17 protein-coding genes are annotated in these 19774 nt (G+C 59.4%); 6 read left to right on the plus strand and 11 right to left on the minus strand.

Going from position 1 to position 19774, the window contains the following annotated elements:
• The first annotated feature begins 39 nt into the window (after window positions 1-39).
• Window positions 40-1050, plus strand: coding sequence for an ABC transporter permease (locus tag G6L01_RS13655; protein WP_015917205.1), 1011 nt, complete (start codon window positions 40-42; stop codon window positions 1048-1050).
• The gene (locus G6L01_RS13660) at window positions 1043-1960 is read left to right on the plus strand and encodes an ABC transporter permease (RefSeq protein ID WP_071206509.1); all 918 of its coding nucleotides are present in this window, start codon (window positions 1043-1045) and stop codon (window positions 1958-1960) included. Before G6L01_RS13655 ends, G6L01_RS13660 begins: the two co-directional genes overlap by 8 nt.
• A 26-nt stretch (window positions 1961-1986) precedes the next feature.
• On the opposite strand, the gene G6L01_RS13665 is transcribed toward G6L01_RS13660, so the two are convergent.
• Genes G6L01_RS13665 through G6L01_RS13675 form a run of 3 tightly spaced genes read right to left on the minus strand, consistent with a single transcriptional unit; the run spans window position 1987 to window position 6904 of the window.
• The gene (locus G6L01_RS13665; protein WP_070166913.1) at window positions 1987-3108 is read right to left on the minus strand and encodes an ABC transporter permease; all 1122 of its coding nucleotides are present in this window, start codon (window positions 3106-3108) and stop codon (window positions 1987-1989) included.
• A gap of 5 nt (window positions 3109-3113) precedes the next feature.
• Entirely contained in the window at window positions 3114-5852 is a 2739-nt protein-coding gene (gene rbbA, locus G6L01_RS13670; RefSeq protein ID WP_070166914.1) for a ribosome-associated ATPase/putative transporter RbbA, read from the minus strand.
• 11 nt (window positions 5853-5863) lie between these two features.
• Entirely contained in the window at window positions 5864-6904 is a 1041-nt protein-coding gene (locus G6L01_RS13675; protein ID WP_071206569.1) for an HlyD family secretion protein, read from the minus strand.
• A gap of 202 nt (window positions 6905-7106) precedes the next feature.
• Between G6L01_RS13675 and G6L01_RS13680 the strand changes: the two genes are divergently transcribed.
• From G6L01_RS13680 to G6L01_RS13690, 3 genes are all read left to right on the plus strand, one after another.
• Window positions 7107-8108: a P1 family peptidase gene (locus G6L01_RS13680; protein ID WP_070166915.1), complete on the plus strand. Its 1002-nt coding sequence runs from the start codon at window positions 7107-7109 to the stop codon at window positions 8106-8108.
• A 118-nt stretch (window positions 8109-8226) separates the two neighbouring features.
• Window positions 8227-9387, plus strand: coding sequence for an alpha-D-ribose 1-methylphosphonate 5-triphosphate diphosphatase (locus tag G6L01_RS13685; RefSeq protein ID WP_070167014.1), 1161 nt, complete (start codon window positions 8227-8229; stop codon window positions 9385-9387).
• Window positions 9387-9836 carry a GNAT family N-acetyltransferase gene (locus G6L01_RS13690; RefSeq protein WP_070166916.1) on the plus strand — a complete coding sequence of 150 codons (450 nt, stop codon included), beginning with the start codon at window positions 9387-9389 and terminating at the stop codon, window positions 9834-9836. The genes G6L01_RS13685 and G6L01_RS13690 overlap by 1 nt, the downstream gene beginning before the upstream one ends.
• A gap of 3 nt (window positions 9837-9839) precedes the next feature.
• On the opposite strand, the gene G6L01_RS13695 is transcribed toward G6L01_RS13690, so the two are convergent.
• From G6L01_RS13695 to G6L01_RS13730, 8 genes are all read right to left on the minus strand, one after another.
• Window positions 9840-10592, minus strand: a complete 753-nt coding sequence (locus G6L01_RS13695; protein ID WP_070166917.1) for an ABC transporter ATP-binding protein — start codon at window positions 10590-10592, stop codon at window positions 9840-9842.
• Window positions 10589-11422: an ABC transporter ATP-binding protein gene (locus G6L01_RS13700; protein ID WP_070166918.1), complete on the minus strand. Its 834-nt coding sequence runs from the start codon at window positions 11420-11422 to the stop codon at window positions 10589-10591. Before G6L01_RS13700 ends, G6L01_RS13695 begins: the two co-directional genes overlap by 4 nt.
• Window positions 11419-12339, minus strand: coding sequence for an ABC transporter permease (locus tag G6L01_RS13705; RefSeq protein WP_070167015.1), 921 nt, complete (start codon window positions 12337-12339; stop codon window positions 11419-11421). The genes G6L01_RS13700 and G6L01_RS13705 overlap by 4 nt, the downstream gene beginning before the upstream one ends.
• 20 nt (window positions 12340-12359) lie before the next feature.
• Window positions 12360-13427 (minus strand): ABC transporter permease, encoded by a 1068-nt coding sequence (locus G6L01_RS13710; protein ID WP_070166919.1) that lies wholly within the window; start codon window positions 13425-13427, stop codon window positions 12360-12362.
• Between the two features lie 15 nt (window positions 13428-13442).
• Window positions 13443-15083 (minus strand): ABC transporter substrate-binding protein, encoded by a 1641-nt coding sequence (locus G6L01_RS13715; protein WP_070167016.1) that lies wholly within the window; start codon window positions 15081-15083, stop codon window positions 13443-13445.
• 60 nt (window positions 15084-15143) lie between these two features.
• The gene (locus G6L01_RS13720; RefSeq protein WP_070166920.1) at window positions 15144-16196 is read right to left on the minus strand and encodes a dipeptidase; all 1053 of its coding nucleotides are present in this window, start codon (window positions 16194-16196) and stop codon (window positions 15144-15146) included.
• Window positions 16197-16413: 217 nt separating this feature from the next.
• Entirely contained in the window at window positions 16414-17331 is a 918-nt protein-coding gene (locus G6L01_RS13725; RefSeq protein ID WP_070166921.1) for a sugar kinase, read from the minus strand.
• A gap of 15 nt (window positions 17332-17346) precedes the next feature.
• Window positions 17347-18042: a GntR family transcriptional regulator gene (locus G6L01_RS13730; protein WP_070153349.1), complete on the minus strand. Its 696-nt coding sequence runs from the start codon at window positions 18040-18042 to the stop codon at window positions 17347-17349.
• A gap of 304 nt (window positions 18043-18346) precedes the next feature.
• On the opposite strand from G6L01_RS13730, the gene uxaC reads away from it, so the two are divergent.
• Window positions 18347-19747, plus strand: a complete 1401-nt coding sequence (uxaC, locus tag G6L01_RS13735) for a glucuronate isomerase (protein ID WP_071207279.1) — start codon at window positions 18347-18349, stop codon at window positions 19745-19747.
• The last annotated feature ends 27 nt before the right edge of the window (window positions 19748-19774 follow it).

Below are 19774 nucleotides of genomic sequence, written 5' to 3' on the forward strand. Positions count from 1 at the left end.
TTCATCTCTCCTCCCTGGCGCGCCCGGAGATATAAAATAATGTTTACCTATACGATCCGGCGATTGCTGTTTGCCATCCCGACCCTGCTGATCATCAGCTTCATCATTTTCGCGCTGCTGGCGATGGCCCCCAACAATCCGCTCGGTGATTTGCCGCTGACGATCCCGCCGGAAGTGCGCGAACAAATGCGCGCCGCCCTTGGCCTCGACCAGCCGATGATCGTCCGCTTCTTCCTGTGGCTGAAGCAGTTCTTCATCAATGAGCCGCTGAATATTTTCGAGCAGATCACCGGCCTGACCGTCGGCTCCGGCCAGCGCCTGCGGGTCCTGTCCTGGACCACCCGCAGCCCCGTCGTCGACCTGATCGTCCAGCGCATGCCGCAGACGCTCTGGGTTGTCGGTCTGTCCTATGTGTTCGGCGTGCTGCTGGCCATTCCGCTTGGCGTCATCTCCGCCTACAAGCAATATTCGATCTTCGATCAGATCGGCACCTTCGTTTCCATGGTCGGCTATTCCGTGCCGACCTTCTTTACCGGCGTGCTGCTGATCGTGATCTTCTCCTCGACCCTGCACTGGTTTCCCTCAGTCTACGATACCAATCTGCAAGTGGTTGATTGGACAAGCTTCGTCGCCCAGGTCAAGCAGATGGTGCTGCCGGTCATGGTGCTGACGCTCTACAATACCTCGCAGATCAGCCGGTTCGTGCGCGCTTCCATGCTGGATAATCTGCATCAGGACTATGTCCGCACCGCGCGTGCCAAGGGCGTCAAGGAAAAGACCGTGTTGCTGGTGCATGTGCTGCGCAACAGCCTGATCCCGGTTGTTACCGTGATTGCGCTCGGCGTGCCGACGATCTTTTCCGGTGCGATCATCACCGAGCAGATTTTCCGGGTCAACGGTCTTGGTCAATTGCTGATCACCGCCATCCAGAGCGGCGACCTGCCGCTGGTGCAGACGCTGACCTTCATCTTCGCCGTGCTGATCGTACTCTTCAATCTTATTGCCGACGTGTTGTACGGCATTCTCGATCCGAGGATCCGCTATGACTGATGCGCCCCTCACCACCCAGGCCAAAGGCGACCGCTCCCAATCCTTCAGCGCCCAGCTCTGGGGCCAGTTCCGCCGCCATACAGGCGGGGTCATCGGCCTTGCCGTCTTCGTGCTGATCGTTCTGGCCGTCTATGTCGGACCTTTGATCCACCGTGTCGATCCCAACAAGCTGAATATCCGCGACAAGAACCAGGGACCGTCCTGGATGCATCCGTTCGGCACCGACAATCTTGGTCATGATCTGTTCGCCCAGGTTTTGGCTGGCGGGCAGATCTCACTGGCGGTCGGCATGGTGGCCATGTTGATTTCGCTGTTCGTCGGCACTTTGGTCGGGGTCCTCTCAGGCTATTTCAAGCGGATCGACGGGCCATTGATGCGCATCACCGATCTGTTCCTGGCACTGCCGATCCTGCCGCTGCTCTTGGTCATCACCATGCTGTTTCGTGATGTGCTGCGCGCCGCCTTCGGCCCGGAGGCCGGGATTTTCATCCTGATCGTCTTCGTCATCGGCATTACCAGCTGGATGCACACCGCCCGCATCGTGCGCGGCGATGTGCTGACGGTCAAAAACCAGGAATTCGTGCTGGCAGCCAAGGCGAGCGGCATGCGGGAATACCGGGTGATCCTCAAGCATATTGTTCCCAATGTGCTCAGCTCGGTCATGGTCTCGGCAACGCTCGGCATCGCATCGGCGATCATCACGGAATCGGCCCTGAGCTTCCTTGGCCTCGGCTTCCCCTCCGACTTTCCGACCTGGGGCCGCCTGCTCTATGACGGTGTGAACTTCCTGCAAATCACCCCTGCCCGCGCCATCTGGCCGGGTCTGGCGATTTCACTGACCGTGCTCAGCGTCAACTATATCGGCGATGGTATCCGCGATGCACTCGATCCGCGTTCTATGAAGCGCTGATCTTTTATCCGCTCAAGGACGTTCATTCACTGCTGCGCGGCGATGAACGTCCGGAACCGGCTGAGACTGAACAGGAAAAACACCAGCCCGATGCCAAGCGTCGCCGCAAACTGCGGCCAGACCACCTCGAAGCCCGCGCCGCGATAGAGAATGGCCTGCGAAAAGGCGACGAAATGGGTCGAGGGTGAGACCTGCATGGCGTTTTGCAGCCATTGCGGCTGGCTTTCCAGCGGGGTGAACCCGCCTGACAGGATATTCATCGGCAAAGCGGTGAGAATGAACAGCAGCGCCAATTGCGGCATGCTGCGCGCCAGCGTGCCTAAAAACAGCCCGAACGAGGTGACGAAGAACAGGTAGAGCGCCACGCCAGCCATATACAGCGTCAGCGAACCGGTGATGTGCATGCCGAGCACCTTGACCAACACGGTGATGATGGCAAACAGCGTCATGACCAGAATGACCAGACCATTGGCCGCAAGCTTGCTGACCATGATTTCGACAGGCCTGACCGGCATGACCAGCAAGTGTTCCAGCGTCCCGTGTTCCCGTTCGCGCACCAAAGCGGCGCCTGCCAGCAGGATGGCCAGCATGGTAATATTGTTGATCAGCGCCATCGTGCCGGAAAACCAATCCGAATTCAGCGATTGATTGAAGGCAAGCCGCGTTTCCACCGTCACCGCCTGAGTGCTTGAGACGCCAACGCGCTGGGCATAAAGCCCGACCTGTTGGCTGACGATCTGCTGGATCGTGCTGGAGCCTATTCCTGCCTGCATCAACGCGGTCGCGTCGATCAGCAACTGCACAGAGGGGCTACGCCCCGAGAGAACATCGGCCTCGAACCGTTCGGGAATATCCAGCACAAAGGTGTAGCGCGCCTGATCCATGGCGCGGTCGATATCCTGGGGTGCGATTGCCACCGGTTTTTGAAAGCGCGGCGGCATCAATCCATCGAGAATGGAAGACGACAATTGCGACATGTCCCGGTCCACCACGGCCAGCGTCGCATTGCGCAGATCGTGGGAAAGTCCAGTCGCCTGGGTATAGATCGCCAGGCTGAAGGCATAGATGACCATGGCCATCAGCACCTTGTCGCGCAAAAGCCCGATCAACTCCTTGCGAAACAGGGCAAATACCGTGCGAAGATCCATATCCCTTACCTTTCCTGCTTACGCAGCAGCGACCAGCCAAGCCCGATGGCACCAATCCAGAACAGCGCCAGCGGCCAGACAAAGCCCATCAACTCGGCAAAGCCCAACCCCTTGGTGAAGGCCCCGACGCTGGCGCGCATGAAATAAGTGGTGGGAAACACCAGGCCGATGGCGTGGCCCATGCCGTGCAGCGACGACACTGGCTGCAACAGGCCGGAAAACTGTGTGCCGGGCATCATCGTGCCGATGGCAGTGACGAACAGGGCTGCCACCTGGGTCGAGGTGAAGGTGGAACTTAAGATGCCGATGGAGGTTGTCGCCAGCACATAGACGAAAGCGGCGACCGATAGACCGGCAAGAGAGCCTTTCAACGGCACGCCGAACAGCCAGACGGCCAGCAGGAACATGACCAGGAAGTTGATGAAGCCAATGGCCACATAGGGCAATTGCTTGCCCAGTAGAAATTCCAGCTTGGTGACCGGCGTCACGTAGAGATTGCTGATCGATCCCATTTCCTTTTCCGAGACAACGCCGAGCGCCGTCAGGATCGAGGGAATGAACACCAGCAGCAAGGCGATCACCGCTGGCACCATGGCATTCAGGCTTAGAAAAGCCTGGTTGTAGCGGTAACGCATTTCCACGCCAGCCACCGACTGGATCGTTCCGCCCGATTGACGGACAATCTCCTGCAAGAACCGCTGGTGAGCGCCCGAGACATAGCCGAGCGCCGTCTCAGCCCGGAAGGGCATGGCACCATCCAGCATGGCCAGCACATTTGGCCGCTTGCCAGCCCGCAGGTCGGCGCCGAATTTCTCGGGTATATCAAGTGCCAACATGATGTCATTGGCCTTCAACCGCGACAACATCCCGGCTTCATCGGAGATGGACGGTTGCAAGGTGAAGGCGGAGGACGCCGCATAGGCATCAATATAGGCCCGGCTTTCGGCACTCTGGTCGCGGTCGAGGACAGCAAACCGCAGGTGATCGACATCCAGCGTCAGGCCGTAGCCGAAAATCAGCATCAGCAGCGCCGTACCAGCCAGGGCGAAACCCAGCCGGATCTTGTCGCGCATCAGTTCCATCGCCTCGCGCCGGGCATAGGCCATCAGCCGGGCAGGCGAAAACCCCTTGCGCACCAAGGCTCCGGCAGTGTTCTCCGCCACCGTCGCGGCACCGGCCTGCGGCTGGGTTGCTGCGTCAGTCAGGCTTTCCTGCCGCCCTCCCGCCTTCATGAAGGCGATGAAGGCATCGTCCAGGCTGGCGCTGCCGGTCTGCTCTTTCAGCTCTTGCGGGGTGCCGCAGGCAATCACCTTACCAGCATGCATGAAGGCGATGCGGTCGCAGCGCTCGGCTTCCGCCATGAAATGGGTGGACACGAAAATCGTCACGCCGTTTTGCCGTGATTGTTCCACCAGATCGTTCCAGAATCCGTCACGCGCCAGCGGATCGACGCCGGATGTCGGCTCGTCGAGGATCAGGATATCCGGTTGATGGATCAGCGCCACGGCCAGTTGCAGGCGCTGGCGCACCCCAAGCAGCAGATCGCTCGACAGGAACTGCAAATAGGGCTGAAGGCCGAACTCTTGCGCCAAGGCCTCGATCCGCGTCTTGGCTGCCTCCCCGGTCAGGTCGAAAATCGCCGCATGCAGGTTGAGATTCTGCTGCACCGTCAATTCGCCATAGAGGGAAAAGCCCTGCGACATATAACCAACACGGCGGCGGGCATCGCCAGCACCCTTTTTGGCATCGACCGGCTGGCCGAACAGCTGCGCCTCGCCGCTACTGGCTGGCAAAAGCCCGGTCAGCATTTTCATGGTGGTGGACTTTCCGCAGCCATTCGAACCGAGGAAGCCGAAAATTTCGCCCTTGGGAATGCGGAAGCTGACATGATCGACAGCGGTAAAAGCCCCGAATGACCGGGTCAACTCCTTGGCCTCAAGGGCAACCTCGCCCCGGTCCACGAAGGCAAGCCTGGGCGGCGGATCGCCATAGCCTTGTTTTGCCGCATCCGGCAAAAGCGCAATGAAGGCCTGTTCCAGGGTCTTCTGCCCGGTTTGTTGCAGCAGCGCCTCGCAGGTGCCATCCGCCAGAATACGGCCCTCATGGAGCAGAACCACGCGCTGGAACCGGCTCGCCTCCTCCATATCGGACGTGGCGGTGATAATCGACAGGCCGGGCCGCGAGGCCTGGATACTTTCCACCAGATCCCAGAATTGCCGTCGTGACAAGGGATCGACACCGGTTGTCGGCTCATCGAGCAGCAGGAGATCGGGATCGTGCACCAGGGCGCAGCACAGACCGAGCTTCTGCTTCATGCCACCCGACAGCTTGCCCATCAACCGGTCACCGAACGGATCGAGCCCGGTCGCCTTGAGCAGCCGGTCGATACGCCCGGCTCGTTCCGTCGCGTCCTGCCCGAACAGCCGACCAAAGAAATCGATGTTCTCGCAGACGGTCAGGTTGGGATAAAGATTGCGGCCCAGGCCCTGTGGCATATAGGCAATGCGCGGCTGCACGTCGGTACGCGCACCGGCGCTTGCCATATCCGCTCCAAGTGCCGTGATCCGGCCTTGTTGGATTTTTTTTGCGCCCGCCAGCAGCGCCAGAAGCGTGGATTTTCCCACCCCGTCCGGCCCGACCAGGGCCACCCGCGATCCGGCCGCGATGGCAAGGTCGATGGCGCTCAAGGCCTGGCGCTTGCCGTAGAAATGGGACAAGCCTGCCAGTTCGACAGCGTTTTCCATGGCTGCCCCGCTTACGGCTTATTGGCTGAAGGTTGGGTATTCGAAGCCGAGGGGTCGAGAGGCGCTGTCGTCAGATCGGATTGCAGACGGTCCGGCCAGACCGCGGCCGCATCGGTCTTCACATAGCCGAGACCGGTGATCCCGGTTTTGACCAGCGGCAGATATTGCTTCACCAATTCCTTGGGCGCACTGATCTTGACGCGGAACATCAACCTGTCGCGCTCGCTGCGGATTTCAACCTGTTTCGGCGTATATTGCGCCTGCGGCGAGACGAAGGACACCGTTCCGGGAATGGCCCGGTCCGGCAGAATATCAAGCAGGATACGGCCCTCGGCCCCGATTGCGGTTTTCGCAGCGTCGGCAGACGGAAGATAGATCGTCATATAGACATCCGACAGATCGAGCACCGTCAGCACCTTACCGCCCGCCGCCAGCACCTCGCCCGGCTCCGCCAGCCGGTAAAGCACCCGCCCGTCCTTCGGTGCCGTCAGCGTCGCATCGGCGATGGTCTGGGCAATGCGATCAGCCTCCGCCTTGGCATTGTCGATGGTCGCCTGCACGCTGTTCAACGTGCTCTCCGCCGCCGAGACAGCCGCCTTGGAACTGTCGCGGCTCAACCTCTGGCTATCGACCGCCTGATCGGAGACAAACCCCTTGCCAAGCAGGACCAGCTTGCGCTCCAGATCCTTGTCGGCGAGATCAAACTGGCTCTGCGCCTGGGACAGTTTGAAGGCCGAAGCATCGCGGCTCTGTTCGGCTTCGGCGATCTTGGCCTTTGCGGCACGCAGCTGGCTTTGCAATTCCACCGTATCCATGCGCGCCAGCACCTGACCTTTGGTGACCAGATCGCCCTCGCCGACTTCGACGGACACCAGCCGCCCGGCACTTTTGCTGGCAATATCGACCTCGGTCGCCTCGATCCGGCCATTGCCCGTGACGATGCCTGACGGCAGCGTATCGGCTCGTCCGAATTTCAAATAGGCATAGGTGCCGCCGGATGCGGCAAGCAGAACGATAACGAAGGCTAGGGCGAATTTCTGGGGCTTCTGCATGGACAGCTCAAATCTCGAAAAAGGGGCCGACAGCGCGGGAATCCAACGGTCGATCAAACCGTAAGACACTAAATTCACTGTATAAACTTGTTACGAGCGCTTTCAGGGTATAACGCTTTATGCGTCAAACTTACTGGCCTTTGCCGGTGCGTCCTTGATTGAAATCAAGTCGTCCGCAACACAGTCCAAAGGAGCATCCCGCATGAAGCCCGGCCCTCTCAATCTACTGACGGATGTTGCCGGTCTTTCGGTCGGTCATGCCACCGATCTGGCGCTCGGCTCCGGGGTGACTGTCATCGTCTTCGATCAACCGGCCACCGCATCCGGATCGGTGCTGGGCGGTGCGCCCGGTGGGCGTGAAACGGGTTTGCTCGATCCGTCGCTGTCGCTGGTCACCCAGGTCAATGCGCTGGTCCTATCGGGCGGTTCCGCCTTTGGGCTGGATGCTGCAGGCGGCGTGCAGGCGGGCCTGCGCCAGATTGGCCAAGGGTTTCCGGTCGGTGATATGAACGTCCCCATCGTGCCGCAGGCGATCCTGATGGATCTGCTGAATGGCGGCAACAAGAACTGGGGCCTCCACTCCCCCTATCGCGATATGGGCTATGAGGCTTTCGTGGCCCGCAAACCGGGCAGTTTCCCGTTAGGAACAATCGGGGCTGGAACAGGTGCCACCACTGCCACCGTCAAGGGCGGGCTCGGTTCGGCCAGCGCCGTCTCCGCCAGCGGTCATACCGTGGCGGCCATCGTCGCCGTCAATGCGCTCGGCACGGCGACTATTGGCCGCTCGCGGCATTTCTGGGCCGCTCCTTTCGAGCAAGACGGTGAATTCGGCGGCCTCGGCATGCCCTCCTCCTTCGGCCCTGATGATAGCGCCCTTCGTCTCAAGGGCCGCGACCCGATCGCCACCACCATTGGCGCCATTGTCACCGATGCTGATCTGACCAAGGCGGAATGCCACCGCCTGTCGATCATGGCTCATGACGGGCTGGCGCGGGCGCTGCTGCCTGCTCATCTGCCTGCCGATGGCGATACGGTGTTTGCCGCCGCCACCGGCGCAAAACCGCTGCCGGATCTTGCGACCTTCATGGACCTCTGCCATCTCGCCACCCTCACCATGGCCCGCGCCATCGCCCGTGGCGTTTATGAAGCGCAAGCCCTGCCTTACGACGGTTCACAACCGGCTTGGCGTGATCTTCATGTCTGATTTCCCATCGCTGACATAGAACGGTCATCACAGAGATTTACACCGCGCCTGTTGCGGCACGGCTCGAATCGTCTGAACCATGCTATGTGAGAGAAAAAGCGGAGAGATCGGGATGGACATGAGCGGCAAGACACCTTTGAAACGTCTGGTCCTGACCAATGCCGCCATCGTCCTTGCCGGCCGCATACAGACCGGCACGGTCGAAATTGAAAATGGCCAGATCATCGCCATCGGCCCGATAACCCATGCCAGTGATGCCATCGACCTTGGTGGCGATATGCTGATCCCGGGCCTTGTCGATATCCATACCGACCATTTCGAAAAGCATGTCTTTCCCCGCCACCACGTTCGCTGGAACTATACGACGGCGGCCCTTGCCCATGACGCGCAAATCATCGGCGCCGGCATTACCACCGTGTTCGACAGCCTCTGCGTCGGTGCGGCGGAAGACGGCAGCGAGCGGGCGGAAATTCTCGGACCAATGATCGAGGCGCTGGAAAAGGCGCAAAGCGCTGGCATGCTCAGGGCTGAGCATTTCGTGCATCTGCGCTGCGAAGTGATCGATGAACAAACGCCTGCGCTGATGGAGGCCAATATTGGCCATGCTCTGGTGCGCGTCGTCTCTGTCATGGAGCACCTGCCCGGCATCCGCCAGACGCGGGATCTCGACACCTATCTGGCCAAGGTCGCGAAATTGCGCGGCGAAGCGCTTGCCGTGACCACGGCTCGGGTTGCGGATCTGATCGCCACCAAACAGGCCATCGGCAACCGGATCCGCCCGCAGGTGGTGGATATTGCCAAGCGCCATAACAAGCCGCTGCTCAGCCATGACGATACCGATATCGAGCATGTCGATCTGGCGGCGGACGAGGGCGTATCAATCTCGGAATTTCCCTGCACGATGGAGGCTGCCCGCGAAGCCCGCAAGCGGGGCATGCAGATCGTCGGCGGCGCACCGAATATCGTGCGCGGCGGCTCACAATCCGGCAATATCGCGGTGCGCGATCTGCTGCTCGAAGGCCTTTGCGATATTCTGGCCTCCGATTATGTACCCCGCGCCTTGCTGGACGCGCCCTTCGCCATCGCCGCCGATCCTGATCTCGCCTACGACCTGCCCGCCGCCATCCGCATGGTCACCAAGACCCCGGCAGAAGCCGCTGGCCTCAACGACCGCGGCGAGATCGCACCGGGCAAACGCGCCGACCTCTTGCAGATTGGCCAGCACGGCGGCCATCCGTTCATCAAGCAGATCTGGCGTGGCGGGGTGCGGGTTGGGTGATGGAAAATCACATTCGTCTTGCGGAACAACAAGATGCAGATGCCATTGCTTCGGTCTTTACCCGCTCTCGATCGCTGTTGGGTTTTTTGCCGAAATTGCACACTGCCGAGGAAGATCGGCATTTCATTGAAACCGTCGTTCTTGCTGAAAATTCTGTGCGGGTTGCGATTGAAAACCACAGGATATGCGGCTTTATCGCAGTCAAGGACGGTTGGATCGACCATCTCTACATTGACCCGGACCATCTCGGTAAAGGCATGGGATCACGCTTACTCACCAATACAATGGCGGATGCAACCCATCTGAAGCTCTGGACATTTCAGCAAAACCAGCATGCACGACGCTTTTATGAGTATCACGGCTTCACCCCTGACCTGATGACGGACGGTGATGAGAATGAAGAAAAACAGCCGGACGTGCTCTATGTCTGGTCCCGGACAACATCTTAACGGTCAGCTTTTGCGCCGAAACCCCTCACTCGCCACCATCAATTGCCGTGTATAATCCACCTGCACATCGCGTCTACGTAGCGCCTCGACATCCATGACTTCCACAACCTGCCCGGTGCGCATCACCGCCAGCCGGTCGCACATATGGCTGATAATAGCCAGATCGTGGCTGACCATCAGAAAGGTCAGGCCGCGATCCTTGCGGGCCTGTTCGAGGAGATTGAGGATTTCCGCCTGGATTGAGGCGTCGAGCGCCGAGGTTGGCTCATCCAGCAGCAGGATTTTCGGCTCAACGATCAAGGCGCGGGCAATAGCGATGCGCTGGCGCTGGCCACCGGACAGCTGGTGCGAAAACCGGAAGCGGAAGCCGGAGCCAAGACCAACCTCATCCAGAGCGCGGGCAATGCGGCTATCGACATCGGAAAATCCATGCACGGCCAAAGGCTCCAGTAGCAGCCGGTCCACCGTCTGGCGCGGATGCAGCGAGCCGTAAGGGTCCTGGAACACCATTTGTACGGTGCGATAAAAGGTCTTGTCGCGCTGCCTGCTATCATAGCTCTTGCCATCAACAGTCAGCTTGCCACTCTCAAAGGTATTCAGCCCGGCGATTGCCCGCAGCAGGGTCGATTTTCCCGAGCCGGATTCCCCGACCAGGCCAAAGCTCTCGCCTTGTTCAACGGCAATGCTGACCCCGTCCAACGCCAGAAACTCATCAAAGCGCACCGACATGTCCTGAACGATCAGTGAATCAGTCATTGCGCCCACTCCACCTGACGCTGCAACACCGGCAGCGGATGCTGGTTGCCTTCCAGGCGCGGCAGGCAATTCAGCAGGCCCTGGGTATAGGGATGTTTCGCCTCGGACAGGTTGGCCGCATTCAGTTCCTCGACAACACGGCCCGCATACATCACCAGCACCCGGTCGCAGAAGGACGAGACCAGCCGCAAATCATGGCTGACGAAAATCAGCCCCATGCCGCGCTCACGCACCAGCATGTCGAGAATATCGAGCACTTCCAGCTGCACCGTCACATCCAGCGCCGAGGTCGGTTCATCGGCAATCAGCAGTTCCGGCCCGCAGACCAGCATCATGGCGATCATTACCCGCTGGCCCATGCCGCCGGAAACCTCATGCGGGTAAAGCTTGAACACCCGTTCGGGATCGCGGATCTGCACCGCTTCCAGCATGGCCAGCGCCCTGTGCCTGGCTTGCTTTCCGGTCATCCGTTCATGGGTCAACAAGGTCTCGACGATCTGTTTGCCAATCCGCATAACCGGGTTCAGCGAATACTTGGGGTCCTGAAGGATCATCGCCATCCGCTTGCCGCGCAGCGCCCGGCGCTTCGCAGCCGAAATCGCCAGCAGATCCGTATCGCCGAAATGGAGCCTGTCGGCGGTGATCCGCGCATGGGCGGGGGTCAGACCCATGATCGCCCGTCCGGTTTGGGATTTGCCGGAGCCGGATTCGCCAACGATCCCCAACCGCTCTTTGCCAAGCGTGAAAGACACGCCGCGCACCGCTTCCACCAGACCCGTGCGGGTCGGAAAACTGACCTTGAGATTGTCCACCGTCAGCAGCGCGCTCATTGTCCGGCCTCCTTCGGGTCGAGCGCATCGCGCAGGCCGTCACCCAGCAGGTTGAAGCCGAGACTGACGATCAGGATGGCAAAGCCCGGCATGGCGGCAACCCACCATTGATCGAGAATGAAGCGGCGGCCATCGGCAATCATCGCCCCCCATTCCGGCAGGGGCGGCTGGGCGCCAAGGCCCAGGAAACCGAGACCGGCTGCCGTCAGGATAATACCCGCCATATCCAAGGTGACGCGGACGATCAGCGAAGACAGACAGAGTGGCATGATATGGCGCAGCACGATGCGAAAGGGCGAAGCGCCCATCAGCTTGACGGCAGAGATATAATCGGAGTTGCGAACCGTCAGCGTTTCGGCCCGGGCAATCCGCGCATAAGGCGGCCAGGAGGTGACGGCGATGGCCAGAATGGCGTTTTCGATGCCGGGACCAAGCGCTGCGACCAGCGCCAGAGCCAGAACGAGCTTCGGAAAGGCCAGGAAAATATCGGTCAGCCGCATCAGCACCGCATCGACCCAGCCGCCCGCATAACCGGCCACCGTGCCGACTAGCAGACCGATGGGCGCGGCAATGATGGCCACCAGCACCACCACCATCAATGTCAGCCGCGACCCGTAGATCAGCCGCGAATAGATATCGCGGCCCTGGTCGTCGCTGCCGAGCCAGAAACCGCCGGTGCCGGGTGCCATCAACCTTGCATTGGCAAGATCGCCCTGCACCGGATTATGAGTGGCCAGCAGATCGGCAAAAGCTGCAATCAAAATCAACGCGATAATGATGCCAAGCCCCAGCAGCGCCAGCCGATTGGCCGAAAACTGCCGCCAGATCACATAGGCGCGGCCAAGCCTTGCCTGCCGGCGCGATTGGGGACGGTCCGACAGCAGCCAGTCCTTCAAGGGCGTTTTAGGGACGGACATATTTTGGGAGGGCGTCGTCATCATCGGCTGCGCGTCCTCGGGTCAAGGGTTTTATAGAGGAGATCCGACAGGATGTTGATTGCGATGAACACCGAACCGATAATGATGGTTCCGCCCAGCACCGCATTCATATCGGCATTTTGCAGCGAATTGGTAATGTAGAGGCCGATGCCCGGCCAGGAGAAGATCGTCTCAGTCAGCACCGAGCCTTCCAGCAAGCCTGCATAAGACAGGGCAATCACCGTCAGCAGCGGCACAGCGGCATTGCGCAAGGCGTGGAACCAGATAATCCGGCTTTCGGACAGGCCCTTGGCACGAGCCGCGACGATATATTCCTGCGACAACTCGTTGAGCATGAAAGAACGGGTCATGCGGCTGATATAGGCGAGTGAGAAATAGCCGAGCAGTGCGCCGGGAAGGATAATATGGCGAAACAGATCCCAAAGGATGTCCCATTGGCCCGCCATGGCGGCATCCAACAGGTAAAAGCCGGTGACGGGTATCAGGTCATATTCAAAGACCACGTCCAGCCGTCCCGGATAGGCCACCCATTGCAGCTTGGCATAGAAAAACAGCAGCGCCAAAAGGCCGAGCCAAAAGATTGGCACGGAATAGCCGATCAAACCGATGACCCGGACAATCTGGTCGGCAAGGCTGCCGCGCTTGACAGCGGCCAGAACGCCTAAGGGAAGGCCAATCACGGCGCCGATGATGGTGCCGACCGTGGCAAGTTCAACAGTTGCCGGAAAAAACCGGGCGATATCGGTCATGACAGGATTGGTCGTCAGAACCGACGTGCCGAAATCGCCCGAGAGCACTTGTTTTATATAGACGAAGAACTGGTAATAAAGCGGTTGATCCAACCCCATTGCCCGGCGCGTCTGTTCGACGACCGCCTGCGGCGCACGGTCCCCCAGAACAGCAAGAACTGGATCGATCGGGATCACCCGACCGATGAAGAACGTCACCGCCAGAAGGCCGAGATAGGTCGTGGCAACAGTCACGAAAAATCCCGCAACTGCCTTCAAACGCTTAAACTGCCGGTCGCGCCTGCGACCGGCTGATGCTTGTGTTGTGGTGAGAGCCAAGAGCCCTGCTCCTGATCAATCCTTGGAAATCATGTTCTTGAGGTTGCTGTCGAAGGTCGGGCCAAGCTTATAATTCTGAACATTGGCTCTATAGCCAGCAATTTCCGTTTTTTGATAGATGATCACAAACGGACCGTCGGCCAGAACCTTGCGCTGCAAGTCTTCATACATCGCCTTGCGCTTAGGCGTGTCACGCTCCAGCAGGGCTTCGCTGGTTTCCTTGGTCAATTCAGGCACATCCCAGGCATTGCGCCAGGCGAGTGTCTTGGATTTCGGCGTCTCGGAATTATCAGGATTGCTGGTAAAGGTTTCGGCATTGGAATGCGGGTCCCAATAATCGGCACCCCAATCCCCGATATAGATGTCATGGTTGCGAGCGCGGTACTTGGTCAGCGTCTGCTTACCGTCTCCCTGGATGAGCTCCAGCGTGATGCCCGCCTGGGCGAAGGTTTGCTGCATGGATTGGGCGATGCTGGTCATCGGCTCGATGGAGCGCACATCCATGGTGACTTTGAAGCCATCCTTAAGACCTGCCTTTTCCAACAGTTCCTTGGCCTTCGCAACATTCAGCTTATAGGGTTGGTCATCAATCGAGCCAAGAATGCCCTTGGGCAGGAAGGATTCATGCACAGTGCCGACGCCCTTGATGAGGGTTGCACCGATGGCATCGTAATCGACAAGATATTTGATGGCCTGGCGGACTTCCGGCTTGGAGAGATACTGGTTTTTCTGGTTGAGACCGAGATAGTAGACGGTACCCTTCTGGGCAGAGTCAGTCTTGATATTTTTCGAATTGGCAATCGCGGTAAAGTCCGTGGGCGAAAGGTTACGCGCCACATCGACGTCACCGGATTCCAGCGCCAGACGTTGACCGGAGCTTTCCTTAAGGAAGCGATAGATGACCCGCTTCAGCTTGGCCTTTTCGCCGTAATAATTGTCATTACGCTCCAGCACGACCAATTCATTGGCACGCCATTCGCGCAGTTTGAAAGGACCGGAGCCGGCGTAATTGGTCTTCAACCAGCCATTGCCGAAATCGGAGTCATAGGGATAATCCTTGGAAACGGTCACGGCTGCCGCGTGGCTCTGCACCAGTTTCTTGTCGACGATGGCGCCGACGGTCGCGGTCAGGCAGTTCAGCACGAAGCTGGTCGCATAAGGCTTATCCACCTTGAACTGGAAGGTCGAGGCATCGACTGCCTTGGCATTTTCCGCGACATTGTCCCCACTCAGGCCGAATTGCTGGAGGATGAAGGCCGGGTTCTTGTTGAGCTTGACAGCCCGTTCAAAAGAATAGGCCACGTCTTCCGCAGTGATCGGGTTGCCGGAGGCGAACTTGATGCCGGACTTGATCTTGAATGTATAGGTCAGGCCGTCTTCAGACGCGCTCCAGCTTTCCGCAATGCCGGGCGCTACGGTTGAAGTATCGGCAATATTCAGCTTGACCAGCGTGTCATAGGTATTGCCGGTGACTTCTGCGGCGGAGATTTCGAAAGCCTCGCCCGGGTCCATCGTGATGATGTCGTCAAACGCCCAGGCCTCGACCAGCGTATCTTTCGGCGTGGCAGCAAAAGCGCGCGGCACGCCTGCAACGCCCAATGCCAGAACAGCACTGGCCGTCGTCATCAGCCTGCGGCGCGTCAATGTCATGGTCATGGTCATGGTCATGGTCCCGTCCCCTTTTTTAAAGTCAATGATCGCCGACTAACGCCGGATTTATTCGCCCCAGGCCGTCCCCAGCACCCGCAGCCAGTTTTCACGGGCAATCTTAGCGATATCTGCATCACCGTATCCAGCCGATTGCAACGCTTCAAGCAACCTCTGGTTCCCACTGGCATCGCCGATTGCACCGGGCACCGTACAACCATCGAAATCGGAGCCAAGGCCGACGCAATCAATGCCCATGCGTTCCACCATGTAATCGATATGGCGCACCATATCTGACAGCGGGGTCTCGGCAAAATCGCGGGCGTCGGCGCGCAGCATGGTCACCGCGTAGTTGAGACCGGCAATGCCCTTGCGCTCGCGGATCGCGTCCATCTGCCGGTCGGTCAGGTTGCGGGCCACCGGTGTCAACGCGTGCGCATTGGAATGGCTGGCGATCAATGGCTTGTCCGAGGTTTTCGCCACGTCCCAGAAGCCCTTTTCGGTGATATGGGCAAGGTCAAGGGCAATGCCCAGCCGGTCGCAGGCTTTCACAAGCTCAAAACCGAGTGTCGTCAGGCCCGGCCCGGTATCCGGCGACATTGGAAAGGCGAAGGGAACACCATGGCCAAAAATATTCGGGCGGCTCCAGACCGGGCCGAGCGTGCGCAGGCCCGCCCGGTGAAACACTTCAAGGGCTGCCAGATCGGCATCGATGGCCTCGCAGCCTTCCATATGCAGTACGGCGGCAAACACACCGTCGGCCATGGCAGCGCGAATATCCGCCGTTGAGCGGCATAGCCGCCAGCCGCCAGCCCGCTCGAGCCGCAGCGCAATGGCAGCCATCTGCAAGGCGATGTCGAGTGAGGATGCACGCGCCAGGGGCTTATCAACAGGCGTATTGTAATGGCCCTTGTCATCCGGCTCGGTCAGCACGAACTCACCGTCGGAGGGAATATAAATCGCGCAGAGACCGCCACCAAGCCCGCCACGGCGCGCGCGTGGCGCATCGATATGACCTTCCCGTGTGCCATCGATGAATTGCCGCACCGGATCGACGCCCGCTGCATGAGCCCTCCATAAACGCAGGAGGACATCATTATGCCCGTCGAAAACCAATTGCATGGACACTCACCTTTTGACGCATTGCGACTGGCCAGTCCTTTTTGACAGAAGCCGCAAGCCCATGACAAAAAAGGGAAATATCGCCAATCTCCTATTTTAGGCGCAGAGTAGAATCAAAAGCTGCAAGGGTTCAAGCGAAAATAATTTGCTTCGCAACACAAAGAAGCGAGCATTTTTGCGACATCGGTGTTCGCAAGCGCCTTTTCATAATCTCCACCTATCGACGGATATTTTCAATCTCCACCAGGGCGCCCCGCTTACAAATCACCTGAGCGGAAACGGCAGCCCCCTGCGCCAAGGCCTCAGCCATCGCCACACCCGAAAGGCGGGCCGATAGGAAACCGGCATTGAAACTGTCGCCAGCCGCTGTCGTATCCACGAGATCGGCGACCGGCACGGGATCGAATGTCACCGGCCCTTGCGTGGCGTCAAAGGCATGAACACGGCCAGCGCCATTCTTGACCACCACGGTTGACGCACCGGCATTTCGGTATCGGATAATCGTCGCCTCTGGTGTGCCATCGTTGAAATTCGGCCCATCCTCGTCAAAGGACGGCAGGACGATATCGGCAACCTTGGCCGCCTGCGAAACCGCATCGCACATGCTGTCACGGTCCGGCCAAAGCCGGGCGCGCATATTGGGATCGAAAGCAATCAGGCTGCCGGCATCACGGGCCTGCGCCAAAACCTCCAGCAATTGCTGGCGGCCCGCCGGGGACAGGATGGCGAGGGTAATGCCGGAAAACAGGATGAGATCGCGACCCCGTACGGCCTCTAAAAGAAACTGCCGATCGTCTGCCAGACGCTTGGCGGCGGATTGGCCGCGCCAATAGCTGAAACTGCGCTCGCCATTGGCAAGCTCGATCATATAAAGCCCGACCGTCGCATCCTCCAGATGGCGCAAATGCCCCGTGCCAATTCCCGCCGCCTGCATGAAGGCAAGCATGGCCTGTGAAATACCATCGACGCCGATGGCCGAGCAATAATCCACCACGTCGTCTGCGCCCAGAAGGCGACGCAGATACCAGGCGGTGTTGAATGTATCGCCAGCGAAATTGCGATGATAGGCACCGTCTTCGCGGGGCGCCATTTCCACCATGCATTCGCCGATGGTCAAAATCCGTCTGTTGCTCATCTTATCCTGCCATCCTCATTCGGTCGCGAAATACTGGCCATGGCTTTCCCGGATACGGCTGATGATCGACAGGATGCGCGACAGATGAACACGCATGTTGGCCGCAGCCCGGTCGCCATCACGTGCCTTCAACGCGGCCATGATCTCGATATGGTCGTCAATGGCGCTTTGCGCGCCGAAAGCCAGGCTGAGATAGCGGATTCGGTCCATATGCGCCTTGCTGTCACGGATCAGGGCCCAGGCGAATTCGTGGCCTGACATCTTGCAGATCTGCCGGTGAAATTCGTCGTCCAGCTCGTGAAACAGCATCTTGTCACCAGCGTCCATGGCCTTGATCTGCCGCTGTACCAGTTCGTCGAGCGCCTCGATCTGCTCCTCGCTCAACCGATCGGCGGCGGCCCGCACGGTTTCCATTTCCAGTGCCGTGCGGATGAAGCGGGCCTGCAAAACCCCGCGTTCGGAAATATGCGTCACCACCGTTGCCCGTTGCGGGCGGATCATCAGGAAACCCTGCTGGGACAGGCGATAGAAGGCATCGCGTACCGGTTGGCGAGACACGCCCATCTGCTTGGCAACATCCACTTCCGACAATTTTGCCCCCGGCGGCAGCTCCAGTTCAACCACCTGCCGGTATAAAAGCTCGAAGACCTGCTCGGTGACCGAAGGTTGCCGCTGAACGTCCAGCGTGCGCACATTGACCGTATCAATCATCCCACCCTCCGATTACCACCGCCATTGCCACTCCATTACGTCTTCGCCCAACGACGAACCCGGACCAACCACGTCCCGGGGATCATCCCAGGACCGCATTGACACAATTTGCATACTAACATATTAGATTGGCAGCGGAATGCAATTGCGTTTCGCCACCACCGTCACCACCCAGGCCATCGATCAAAAGACGAAGGCCAATGCAAGGGGCGGCAGTTGTTTTAGGCCATAATACGCCGGACCGAAATCGGCTTGCGATATTATGCAGTGTTAGAATTACGAGGCGCACGCGGAGACCACGGCATTGCTTCATCCAGACAGGCTTTTTCCCCTTGATCCCACAGCACGCACGCTGACGCGCACGCTTTATGACACGGTCCGCGACCTGCCCATCGTCAGTCCGCATGGTCATACCGACCCCCGCTGGTTTGCGGAAAATGAAGCTTTTCCCGATCCGGCCCAGCTTTTCGTGGTGCCGGACCATTATGTGTTTCGCATGCTTTATTCCCAAGGTATCGACCTCACGACGCTTGGCGTGCCCCGTGTCGATGGTGGCATGACGGAAACCGATGGCCGCAAGATCTGGCGGCTGTTTGCCGAAAACTTCCACCTGTTTCGCGCCACGCCCAGCCGCATGTGGCTGGACCATGCCTTCGAAGACGTATTCGGACTGACCACAAGGCTTTCAGCCAAAACGGCGGACGAGACCTATGACCATATCGCCGATTGCCTGACCAAACCGGAATTTCGCCCCCGCGCCCTGTTCGAGCGCTTCAATATCGAAGTGATCGCCACCACGGAAAGCCCGCTGGACGAGTTGAAATGGCATGAGGCGATCCGCGCCTCCGGCTGGAATGGCCGTGTCGTCACCGCCTATCGGCCAGACCCGGTAATCGATCCGCAGTTTGAGGGCTTTGCCACCAATATCGAGCGGTTCGGGCAATTGGCTGATGTCGATGCCACCAACTGGAGCGGTTATCTGGAGGCGCATCGCAACCGCCGCGCCTTCTTCAAATCCTATGGCGCCACCAGTTCCGACCACGGGCACCCCTCGGCCCGCACCGAGGACCTGCCCCAGGATCAGGCCAAGGCGCTATTCGATAAGGCGCTGACCGGGCGGATCACCCCCGATGAGGCCGATGCCTTCCGTGGCCATATGCTGACGGAAATGGCCAGGATGAGTCTGGAAGACGGGCTGGTGCTGCAAATCCATCCCGGTTCCTACCGCAACCATTCCGCCGGCATCATGGCAAAACATGGCCGCGACAAGGGCTTCGATATCCCGACCCGCACCGATTACGTCCGAGCGCTGAAGCCATTGCTCGATTCGGTCGGCATGGAAAAGGATCTGACGGTCATTCTCTTCACGCTGGACGAAACCAGCTATTCGCGCGAACTGGCGCCGTTGGCAGGTGCCTATCCGGCCCTGAAGCTCGGCCCCGCCTGGTGGTTCTTCGATAGCCCTGATGGCATGCGCCGCTTCCGCGAGGCCACCACAGAGACCGCCGGTTTCTACAATACCGTCGGCTTCAACGACGATACCCGCGCCTTCTGCTCCATCCCGGCCCGCCATGATGTGGCCCGGCGGGTGGATTGCGCCTATCTGGCCGAACTGGTGCTGACGGGCCGTCTGGAGGAGGACGAAGCCCACGAGCTGGCTGGCGATCTCGCCTACGGACTGGCGAAGAAAGCCTACCGGCTCTGATGGGGTTATAGTAGCGAGGGGAGGATC

Origin of the sequence: Agrobacterium vitis (assembly GCF_013337045.2) — a bacterium.
GTDB lineage: Bacteria > Pseudomonadota > Alphaproteobacteria > Rhizobiales > Rhizobiaceae > Allorhizobium > Allorhizobium vitis_B.

Coding starts and splice junctions, on each gene's coding strand:
- G6L01_RS13655 (WP_015917205.1), top strand. CDS start 40: ATGTTTACCTATACGATCCGGCGATTGCTGTTTGCCATCCCGACCCTG.
- G6L01_RS13660 (WP_071206509.1), top strand. CDS start 1,043: ATGACTGATGCGCCCCTCACCACCCAGGCCAAAGGCGACCGCTCCCAA.
- G6L01_RS13665 (WP_070166913.1), bottom strand. CDS start 3,108: ATGGATCTTCGCACGGTATTTGCCCTGTTTCGCAAGGAGTTGATCGGG.
- rbbA (WP_070166914.1), bottom strand. CDS start 5,852: ATGGAAAACGCTGTCGAACTGGCAGGCTTGTCCCATTTCTACGGCAAG.
- G6L01_RS13675 (WP_071206569.1), bottom strand. CDS start 6,904: ATGCAGAAGCCCCAGAAATTCGCCCTAGCCTTCGTTATCGTTCTGCTT.
- G6L01_RS13680 (WP_070166915.1), top strand. CDS start 7,107: ATGAAGCCCGGCCCTCTCAATCTACTGACGGATGTTGCCGGTCTTTCG.
- G6L01_RS13685 (WP_070167014.1), top strand. CDS start 8,227: ATGAGCGGCAAGACACCTTTGAAACGTCTGGTCCTGACCAATGCCGCC.
- G6L01_RS13690 (WP_070166916.1), top strand. CDS start 9,387: ATGGAAAATCACATTCGTCTTGCGGAACAACAAGATGCAGATGCCATT.
- G6L01_RS13695 (WP_070166917.1), bottom strand. CDS start 10,592: ATGACTGATTCACTGATCGTTCAGGACATGTCGGTGCGCTTTGATGAG.
- G6L01_RS13700 (WP_070166918.1), bottom strand. CDS start 11,422: ATGAGCGCGCTGCTGACGGTGGACAATCTCAAGGTCAGTTTTCCGACC.
- G6L01_RS13705 (WP_070167015.1), bottom strand. CDS start 12,339: ATGTCCGTCCCTAAAACGCCCTTGAAGGACTGGCTGCTGTCGGACCGT.
- G6L01_RS13715 (WP_070167016.1), bottom strand. CDS start 15,083: ATGACCATGACATTGACGCGCCGCAGGCTGATGACGACGGCCAGTGCT.
- G6L01_RS13720 (WP_070166920.1), bottom strand. CDS start 16,196: ATGCAATTGGTTTTCGACGGGCATAATGATGTCCTCCTGCGTTTATGG.
- G6L01_RS13725 (WP_070166921.1), bottom strand. CDS start 17,331: ATGAGCAACAGACGGATTTTGACCATCGGCGAATGCATGGTGGAAATG.
- G6L01_RS13730 (WP_070153349.1), bottom strand. CDS start 18,042: ATGATTGATACGGTCAATGTGCGCACGCTGGACGTTCAGCGGCAACCT.